Raw genomic sequence first — 9,558 nt, 5'->3', positions numbered from 1 at the left:
GCCTATCTCGAAAGGCGGGTATCATACTACGCATCGAAGCGTTGATCTGGTGGTGTCACAGGAAACTGACTTGTGGGGGGCGTGGCGGTGACCTTAGCTTCGCGGGATGACAAATCGCAGCCCCTTTCGCCACTTCAACGGCCTGCCATCCAGCCCCTGAGTATCCGTCAAGCGCAAAGGCTCTTTTCGACCTAGAATCCACTCGCCAAAAGTTGATGGAATGGGCTGAGAAGCACAATATCACTTTGGCGCACATCCAGCCCCGCCAGCTGTAGCAGAACGCTTATATCGAGCGATACAACCGACCGGTCAGGCACGAACGGCTGGATCAATAGATCTTTGAAACTATTGAGGGGGCGCAGAAACAGGCCGCGGATTGGCTCGGACCTTACGATAACGAGCGACCCAACATGGGCATCGGCGGCATGACACCCGCTATGAGGTTAAAAACAGCCGCCTGAATTCTACGGCTGACCCCCATTAAAAATGGGAGGATTACCGGAGATTGACCAATTTCTGAATATCAGTACCAGTGTGATGCATACCCCCCCCTATAAAATTGCGCGCGAATAAATCCGATTACCCACGCCGGTCTCAGTTCTGAAGGTGTAGACTTTTAGAGCCCCCCTCCCTGGTCGGCGCGCTGTTTCTTGATGTCGTGGCATCGTGCCAAACCAGAACAACCCATAGTCATCCTGGTGCAGCACTACATGGTGCGTCCGTGGATGCGCTTCGTGCTGGTGAAGAGCCAAGATGTGCAGGGTGCGGCGAACGCTGTTCGTCTGATTGCCATCGTGGAAGACTCTGAAAGGGGATTGCCGACGGCAAGGAGAATAAGGTGCGCGCAGGCTGAGGACGGTTCCGGGCATCGGCCCATTGATCGTCACGACAGCATGCGACGGGGGTAAACAGCGTCTTGGTGCCACAACTAAAATGGGCGAGCGATCTTTACGACGGCTACTGATCATTGGCGCCAACAGCGTCATTATCAAACGTCATGTCCTTCACTCATTCAGTGTATGCGCTGAGCAGTCGATATTCGCGGATATCGGGAGAATAACTGTTTGTTGTCTTGCTCGTTGTGGCTTCATCTTGCTCAGGAGTTGAGGCCTCCGGCAAACCTGGAGCGGTTCACAAAGCTCTGGCAAGCGGGGGGCGCACAGCTCACTTTGATCTGCCGTCCATATGCGCTAAGAAGCCATCTTACCGATGCGCCATAGTTCAGCTATGCACTAGTTTCGATTTGGATCACCAAAGTGGGGCTGCTCAGTGGCATCAATCCGCAACCGCATTAATCGGCGCGGTAATTAGTGACGGCGTAATCTGATCGACCACCCGGGCCCAACGCGTTACAGGGTTCTCGGCGACAAAGACGATATCATCAGGCCGAAGCTCGAACTTGGAGGCCATCGCGAGGTTCGCGGCATTGCGCACGTCCAGGTGCCAGGCGGTCACGGCGCCAAATTCACGTACATCATCTGAGGCCCGCAGCACGTAAATCTCGGAAGCATCGCCGGTTTCCTTGGCAATCCCGCCGCCTGTGTCGAACAGGGCATCCGCCAGCACGGCCTTGCGGTTGAAGGGCAGAGTATAGCGACCCTGGGTGCGGACTTCACCGCTGAGATAGACATAGTCGCGATCAACCGCGTCGAGATCGAGAGTCTGGGTGAAGTTACCGCGCCGCTCATTCAGTTCTGCGCGGCGTAGGTTAATGGCAGTTGTCAGCTCATCTCGCGCCGTTTCACGGCCAGACAGCGACGTCTGCTTCAGCAGGATCTGCTGGGCAAAATACCGTTCCGCGCGGTTGAGGTCATAGTCTGTATCCACAAAGACAGAATCCCCAGCGACCAGATGCAGGTTCTGCAGGTCAGAGCGAGAATATAGGTCTTCCAGCGGGATTTGGTACATTTTACCGTCGCGGTAGATACGAACTGAGCTCACATCAATATCGCCAACCGAGACGGAGCCCGCACTAGAGAGGGCTTCGCTCAGGGTTAGCGGCGTCAGCGTAATTGGCATCACGCCCGGCTGTCCCACCGCACCGCCCACCGAGACACGGCGAGAGTTGAACTCAGACACTTCAAGGCTGAATGTCGGATCCAGCTGGCTTTCGACCAGACGCTGAAACAGGAGCGCTTCGCCCTCGTCCACCGTGAGACCGACAAGACGTACGCGGCCCACATCCGGGATATTGATCGAGCCATCATCTTGAACGGTATAGCCATTGCGACTGTTTTGCGCTGCCAAAAGGCCGGACAGCTCGCCCACGGTGCCTTGTGTCGAGGGGGTCGACAACACCACAACATCGCCGACGCCGATGGTATAGGGGGTGCTTGCCACGGCTGGCGGCAGATCAAGGCGCAGCCCACTGCGCCCACCGTCCTGCGTCGAGGGCGCGGCGGGCAGGGTGCCAATACCGCGCGGAGATACCCCAGCACCAGATCCGGCCGAAAGGCCAAAAACGGCAGGCAGGGTCTGGGGTTGATAAGATGCACGGTTGGCCACCAGAACGGTTTCAGGCGTCATTGCCACCACCCGCACTTTGCCGGTATCGGACACACCGGCTGACACAGAGGGACTACGATAAATGGTGGAACATCCCGCCAGGGCCCCAACCAAAGCAAGGGCGCTAAAAGCAAGGGTCAATGGGCGCACGATGCCGTCTCCAATCGATAAAAATCTTAAATTCACTCCGGTACCCTCTTCATAAAGAGGTTGCCGAGAAAGTCACCCGTCCACTGCGAGGACTGGATAATCTCATGGCTGTTAGGGCGTAGCCAATAGGTGTTGGTGAAAGCCTGTTCAGAGCCAAAACAGGCTTCTTCCAGATTCATTACTGAAATGGCCAGCCCTTGGACAAAGATCTCCTCGCGCCCCTGTGGGGTAATTTCGCACCGATAAGCGTGCAGCTCGATCTCGTCATTGCCGTTGAGGAAACTGTGGAAACGCTCTGCGATACCGGCCCGGCCCGCCTGCACCAGCGCCAGGCTTTGGTCGATGTCGGAGCCGGAAAGTCCAGAGCCAAAACCCTTGGCAGATGTCAGCATGCCGCCCTTTAGCGTGATGGTGGCGCCATCCGCCGTTAGCCAAGTCTCAGTGCCGGCGCGCAGGGTTTCCAGCAGCATAACGCCAGAGAGATCACGGCTAGGAAAGCCGACCTCCAGGCGGGGCGGGATCGGGCGCAACGAGGCTAGTGCATTGGCGCGTGGATGGAACCGCGGCGCATCGCGGTTCAGAGAGCCGCGCAACAGATCAAAATCGTCCTTTGCATCACCGCAGGCAACCAGCAGGCTAAGCAAGACAAAGGGGAAAAGACGCCGGATCATCGCAGAAACCGCCCCCAGCCTTTGGCTAACTGCTGGCTGCGCGCGTCGCGGGTAAAACCATAAAGCCGGTTCCGCACATTAAGCCGCGCGCCCCCGTCGCGCAGAACCGGTCGGATCACCTGCCCCAGCTTGTTGCGGGTAGGCCGCCCAGTGAGCCAGGAAACGGGAATTTCAAGCCGAATGCCTTTGTCAAAGGAGCCCTCTCCAAAATCGCTAAAGCCAACATCGGTCAGAGTGAAAAACGCACCAACCTTAAAACCATTGTTGAACTCTCGATCCACAGAGAGGGTCGCCCCGTAATCACCAGCGAGATATCGGCCCACATCCACCTGCGCATGGTAGTCGCCGGGCAAGTCGTAGTAAGCCGATATGTGACCAGTCGCGACAGAATAGCCCTGGAACCCAAAGAGAACATCAAAATCGCGCTGTTTGACGTAGTTCAATTCCCCCCCTACCGCCAGACGGCTGTTGATCGGGAACCAGAGCAGCTCAGCAGAAATCCCACCATACATGGTTTCAAGATAGCCAAAGGTAGCGCGGGCATAAAAATCGCGACCCGGCTGCCAGATATGTTCTGCGGTCAGGTGTTCTAGCCGTAGGTCGGATTCTTTTGCGTAGCGCCCCCAATTCGACCGGACCTTAGGCAAAACAGAATTAGACACTCGCGTTACAGTGTCCAGGTTGCCAGCCAAAGGCATACGGACCGAACCGGAAAAGCTAAGGCCTGGGCGCAGGGTGTAGTCCGCGCCCAGTGTCGCGCCAATTTCATACCGCAACGGCGAGTCAGGATCAAAGAAAGACGCCTGAAAATAGGGACCTATGCGATACTTGAAATCAGGAAAAGCGCCCTCGGTCAGATGGCCTTCAAAAAGCGGCACCGCATTGGAAACCTCAGCACGGGCAAAGCTGCGCCAAGCCCCGTCTGGATCGTACTCCAACTCATAAAGATCGGCACGGTTAATGCGCACCGAGCTGAGAGGCACCCCATTGCTGACTATCGCGATATCAAAGGCTTCGACCTCTGGCTCCTGGGTGTTGGCCAGAACACGCGCTGCGCGCCCAACCGCCTGCGCCGCCTGGCCATAGGTGCCATTTTCCACGCCGATACTGACGGTTTCGCCATGTCGCTCCAAAGAAACCAGCCGCAGCCCCTGCTCGTTCAGCTGTTGCCGTAAAACCGCCTGTTTTTGCGCTGGTCTACCAGTGTCATCGTCAAGATTCCAACTCGCTAGGGCCACTCTGTCAACTGGTAACAAAGGAGGCGGCGAAGCGCCTTGGCCGCCCGGGGCTACGCTCTTTTTGGGGTCTATAAAGTAGGTGTAGCTGAAACCAAGGGTGGACCCATAAAGATAAGATCCAGTGAGCTGCGCACCGTTTTTGAATCTATACTGGACGCCAACGTTCAGAGGTGATCGCGCCTCAAATCCGATATTTTGAGTTTCTCTCGGGTATAGATCAGGAGAGTATTCAGCCATAAAAGTGAGGCGATCACTGTAACGCCAGCTAACACCACCAAACAGTGCAGCATCTCCGCGGAACCAGTTCCCAAAATCTAACTGTCCAGTAGTTCCAATACCACCGGCACCAGAGCCTGGTCTTGTATTAAATCTTTCGAAGAAATGCCCTAGAGGATTGCTGAAGCTGCCGCGCCCTGCGATCCTGCCCCAGCCAATCCCAGCTGTGAGTTTAAAGCGCTCCTGGATGGTTTTAGTCGCGACTAAGTATTCTGACGCATAAATCCCGGTCCCGCCAAAATCCCTGAGGCCCAGGGCAACGGCCGGCGCGCGACTGCTTTCTTCACGAAGCTGAAAATGGATGTCAAAGCTACGGTCATACCGATTACCAATTGCACCATCAAATCCGTCAATCACCGCGTAACGAAAACTGCCATGCACCCAAGGAAGCATCTGAAAGGTCATCGTTGTACGTAGGGTACCGTCAAGCATGCTACCAGTAAACGCGAGAGTGCCATCCTCGAACATCTCTGCCGTCGGGATCTCCAGAAGGCCAGGTGTCCCATAGTTGGAAATCGTCTGAGCCGTTGCTGTTGATAAGCTCACTGCAGACACAGAGAGGCATAGGCTCACTAAGCATTTGGCGGTAAAAAGCTTCACTGGATTTAATCTATTTTGTTAACTCACGTTTTTACTAGATGAACGACTACCCCGTGTCGCCCGGATTGTTGAAAGTTCGCGCCTGTATGGGTTGTTTTTGCATCATGTGATTCTGTCTGCAGTGCGTGCTAAAACTCACAATAACTGCCTCATCCGTAGGCCTTTCTTCTCAAACGGCGTCAAGACAGACAACAGTAGCCCTGATGTAAAATAATAACGCCAGAAATGCGGCTCTCCATGGGCTTAATTCACTGTCTGTTGCATAATCTAACATTCTCAGCATCAACCAAGTATGATAGTCTTTGCGGGAATGTGTTTAGGAGTATTTCTAATGATCAGAATTACCATTTTGGCCCTTGCTCTCACGGCGACCTCGCTTTCAGCGCAGGTCACTGTCCCGAGCACCGGAGCGGGTGCGGGCACCGGAGCGGGTGCAGGCGCCGGAGCGGGTGCAGGCGCCGGAGCTGCGGGAGCCGCTGCGGCTGCCGGGGTTACTGGTTTTGTGCCGCTTGTTGCGCCGGCCTTGGGTGCCGTCGCTGCAGCAGCAGGTGTTGCAGCTGCAGGCAGTGGTGGCTCGACACCATCGACGACCAGCACCACCAGCACGAATTAAAGATCTAAGTAAGAACAAAGGCGCGTCCGGATCGGGCGCGCCTTTGTTGTCCATACAGCCTCATTCCTGAACCTATCCCAGGATGGTAGGTATCGTTAGTTTGAATAATAGGCTGAGCCGTAGTTGCCGTAGCTATAGCCATAGGACTTCATCCGACGCGCATTGATCTGCCCCAAAACCAGGCCCGACAGGCGCAAGCTGTCTGTATGGAACAAGCGCAAAGATTCCATCACATCCTGATCAGACGTCGTGTCCCACTTGATCGTCAAAAGAGCGGCATCCACGTGGCGGGCAATCAAACGCGCATCCGAGACCAAAAGCACGGGCGGCGTGTCGATCAGGATCACATCATAAATCTCGCGCAGATCTTCGATCAGCTTACGAAACTTTTCTGAGGCAAAGAGATCCGCAGCATTTGTTGACGTTTTTTCGCCGGCCAAAACATCACATCCGACCAGCTCATCGCGAAACACGGCCGCTTCCAAGGTGGCATCACCCGTCAATACCGAGACGATACCTTTTAACGGTTTGCCCTGTAACTGTGCCGTCAAAGTCAGGCGCCTGAGGTCCCCCTCGATTAGTAGAACTTTCTTGCCTACTCCGATAAAGTTATGCGCTAGTGCGAGCGAGTTGGTGGTCTTTCCTTCTCCCGGCAACGACGAGGTCATCATGATCACCTGAGGCGGGGTATCCACATTGGACAGCAGGATAGAGGTACGCAGATTGCGCACGGCCTCTGCGGTTGCAGAAGAGGGTTTATCAGAAAGGTATTGCAAAATCTTGCGCGGCCCATTGGCCGGGAAGGTGGGGATTTGTCCCAGAACGCTATATCCGGTACGTTGCTCAAGATCCTTACTGGACCGGAACCCGCTGCGGCGGGCCTCTGCCAGAAGGACAAGTCCGGTGCCCAGCATCAGACCCAGAATACCGCTCATAGCGAGGATCAGGGGTTTCTTTGGCTCTGAAGGCTTCTGCGGCACCACAGCCTGAGACAGCATCCGGCTGTCTGCTTTCTGGATCCCTTCCTGGGCAGAGGTTTCTTTCAGGCGGGTCAGGAAATACTCATACAGCAAACGGTTCGCTTCGGCTTCACGGGTCAGTTGCTGCAGGGTAATTAGATCCGTGTTTTGCTGCGCGACTTGCTCTGAAAGGCTGCGCTCAGACAGCTCCAACGATGCAACCTGTTGCGTCGCACGGCGGGCTTCAAGTCCAGCCCGGGCCAGCAGCCGCTGAAAGGTGGTATCAAAGGTGGAGGCAGCAGTAGGCTGCGTGTCGATCTGGCGCAACAACCGCTGCAATTGCGGATCACCACTCAGCTCTGCCTGCGCTGTACGTCCTTCGGCTGTTTTTAAATCATTGTGCCGGGCGCGCGCCGCCCCTTCTGAGGCTTTGGCCAGCAAGATCCGCTCCCGCAGATCTTTTAGCTGAATTTCCTGCGCCTGGAGGACCTCGGGTGAAATCAAGGCCGTAGAGCCATTGAACTCGGTGACTTTGGCCTCCGCAACTTCGAGTTGGACCTGCAGTTCGGTAACCCTGTCTGTTAGCCAGGTGGTTGCTTGCTCAGTAGCGTCAAACTTTACCTCGATCTGATTGAGGATATACAGGTCGACAATCGTATCAGCGACCAAGGCAGATTTTGTGGCAGCCTCAGTAGTTACGGTTACCTGAAAAACCAGGCTCAATGGTACATTCCGTACTGCAACACGTTCCAGAAGTGCCGAGATCACACTATCTCGAGTGATTTTGTCCTGAAGCTCAGCCGAGATCTCTGCCGAAGCATCCGTTACCCCCAACAAGGCCTTAACCTGATCCTTCAACCCATCAATAGCAGAGGGCAGTTGAAGCTCCTCGTTAAATTCAGGGTCGGAGACCAGATCAAGTTGGTCGACAACCTTCCCCATCAGGCCGCGGGATTTCAACACTTCGAGCTCTGAGTTGACCTCAGTACTATCCCCGGTCAGACCGCCCACGACGCTCTCAAGGTCCACGACGCTTTTCTGATCTGTTTCCAGCATCACCACCGCACTGGAGGTGTAAAGCGGCGTCGCCGCCACATAGGCATAATACCCACCCAGAGTGATCGCAATCAGGGTCGTGAGTAGTACAATCCATTTGCCACGCCAAAGAGTTGCAATGAGAGCCCCAATGTCGATGACATCGTCCTCTGGCGTGTCAGCCTCAGTAGGGTGACGCTGGTGGATCTGTGCAACGTTGGTCAACGGTGATTGCTTCATTTGTCAAAGGGACCTTCAAAATGGACAGGCTACCCGTACCTAGCAGCACGGATAGCCTATCGAAGTAACTATAAAAACTATCATTGTCCTGTTCGTGTTACGAGCCCCTCAGCGGCCGGTACGCCCGAGAACCGAAAGCGCTGTTTTTCCGATAATTTTCAAGTCCATGAGAAAACTGCGTTTTTCAAGGTAATCCACATCCATCTGCACCCGTTCATCATAGCTGACGTCATTTCGTCCAGAAACCTGCCATAGACCGGTGATACCGGGCTTTTGCGCCAAATAGGAAGGCAGATTATGACCATATTTTTCCAGCTCTTTTGTCACCACCGGGCGCGGTCCGACAAAGCTCATCTCGCCTTTGAGCACATTCCAGATCTGGGGCAACTCATCGAGGCTTGTCTTACGTATGAACTGTCCAAACCGGGTAATCCTTGGGTCATTTGTGAGTTTGTGATCCCTGGCCCATTCTGCCGCCGCTTCTGGATTGGCCTTCAGATAGGCTTCAAGTCGGGATTCTGCATCTGCAACCATACTGCGTACCTTCCAACATTTGAAAACCGCACCAGTCTGGCCAATACGGGCGTGCCCAAAGAACCCAGGTGCGCCATCTCGACGGGAATAAGCCCACAACCCAAGGATGATTGGTGTTAGAACAGGTAGTAAAATAAAGGCAAGCACCAGATCAAATGCCCTTTTTCCAAAGGCATGATAAATCCCTACTGGTTGAGGAACGATGTCAACTGCGGAGGCGTAATCGTCTAAATGCTGATGGAAGGGAACTGAATGCTGCATACTCTCAACCTTAAGATAAAATTAAACCGATACCCAAAACACCTGAAAACAGGGAAGAAATTACTTACCTAGATTCACTTCCTAGCCAAATCTAATAAAATTTTCTTCAAATTTTTGAGTCTTAGTTAACGCGAGTCCGCATCGAGATCAACAAGAGAAAACCATCAGTTTTCGGCAACTAAACTAATATTTTCAATAAAATAGGGGACTGCGGCGCTGTCATATCAAACTATCCCCCTCGCACAACGCACAACCTTTGGGCGCTTCTCTCACACTTATTCCTAAAAAATGACACCTTTATAAAACCCACCCCAGGGGGCGGGGACATTCAAAACGGCTCTGTTGCACAAAGCCTCTGATGGCCGAGGTTCCCCTTTCCCCGGACGGACTTATCCTACAGCTTCAGTGACGGGTATGCCGAGCGCAGTGTAGCCGTTCAGGACGGCGATGCGAACTTGGAGTTCGGCGACCTGGCG

6 protein-coding genes and 2 pseudogenes are annotated in these 9,558 nt (G+C 54.4%); 3 read left to right on the top strand and 5 right to left on the bottom strand.

Features of this window, described 5'->3' with window-relative positions; genetic code table 11:
* Positions 1-209: 209 nt before the first annotated feature.
* Together QZ268_RS16125 and QZ268_RS16120 are read left to right on the top strand one after the other, a co-directional pair.
* A pseudogene (locus QZ268_RS16125) lies at positions 210-461 on the top strand (transposase); the annotation flags it as partial.
* 297 nt (positions 462-758) lie between these two features.
* Positions 759-1,002 (top strand): annotated as a pseudogene (locus tag QZ268_RS16120) (IS110 family transposase); the annotation flags it as partial.
* Positions 1,003-1,275: 273 nt separating this feature from the next.
* On the opposite strand, the gene QZ268_RS16115 reads toward QZ268_RS16120, so the two are convergent.
* The 3 genes from QZ268_RS16115 to QZ268_RS16105 are packed head-to-tail and all read right to left on the bottom strand — an operon-like array spanning position 1,276 to position 5,440.
* On the bottom strand, positions 1,276-2,655 hold the full coding sequence (locus QZ268_RS16115) for a polysaccharide biosynthesis/export family protein (RefSeq protein WP_295454642.1): 1,380 nt from the start codon (positions 2,653-2,655) through the stop codon (positions 1,276-1,278).
* A gap of 32 nt (positions 2,656-2,687) precedes the next feature.
* Positions 2,688-3,326, bottom strand: coding sequence for a YjbF family lipoprotein (locus tag QZ268_RS16110; RefSeq protein ID WP_295454640.1), 639 nt, complete (start codon positions 3,324-3,326; stop codon positions 2,688-2,690).
* Positions 3,323-5,440, bottom strand: coding sequence for a YjbH domain-containing protein (locus QZ268_RS16105; RefSeq protein WP_295454639.1), 2,118 nt, complete (start codon positions 5,438-5,440; stop codon positions 3,323-3,325). The genes QZ268_RS16110 and QZ268_RS16105 overlap by 4 nt, the downstream gene beginning before the upstream one ends.
* Before the next feature lie 331 nt (positions 5,441-5,771).
* Between QZ268_RS16105 and QZ268_RS16100 the strand changes: the two genes are divergently transcribed.
* Positions 5,772-6,053, top strand: coding sequence for a hypothetical protein (locus QZ268_RS16100; protein WP_295454637.1), 282 nt, complete (start codon positions 5,772-5,774; stop codon positions 6,051-6,053).
* A gap of 95 nt (positions 6,054-6,148) precedes the next feature.
* On the opposite strand, the gene QZ268_RS16095 is transcribed toward QZ268_RS16100, so the two are convergent.
* Positions 6,149-8,272: a polysaccharide biosynthesis tyrosine autokinase gene (locus QZ268_RS16095; RefSeq protein ID WP_349387458.1), complete on the bottom strand. Its 2,124-nt coding sequence runs from the start codon at positions 8,270-8,272 to the stop codon at positions 6,149-6,151.
* Between the two features lie 123 nt (positions 8,273-8,395).
* Positions 8,396-9,082, bottom strand: a complete 687-nt coding sequence (locus QZ268_RS16090; protein ID WP_295454635.1) for a sugar transferase — start codon at positions 9,080-9,082, stop codon at positions 8,396-8,398.
* Positions 9,083-9,558: the final 476 nt, after the last annotated feature.

Source organism: uncultured Pseudophaeobacter sp. (assembly GCA_905479575.1).
GTDB lineage: Bacteria > Pseudomonadota > Alphaproteobacteria > Rhodobacterales > Rhodobacteraceae > Pseudophaeobacter.
The sequence above is the reverse complement of the archived record's forward strand: the minus strand, read 5'-3'. Positions and strand labels throughout refer to the sequence as shown.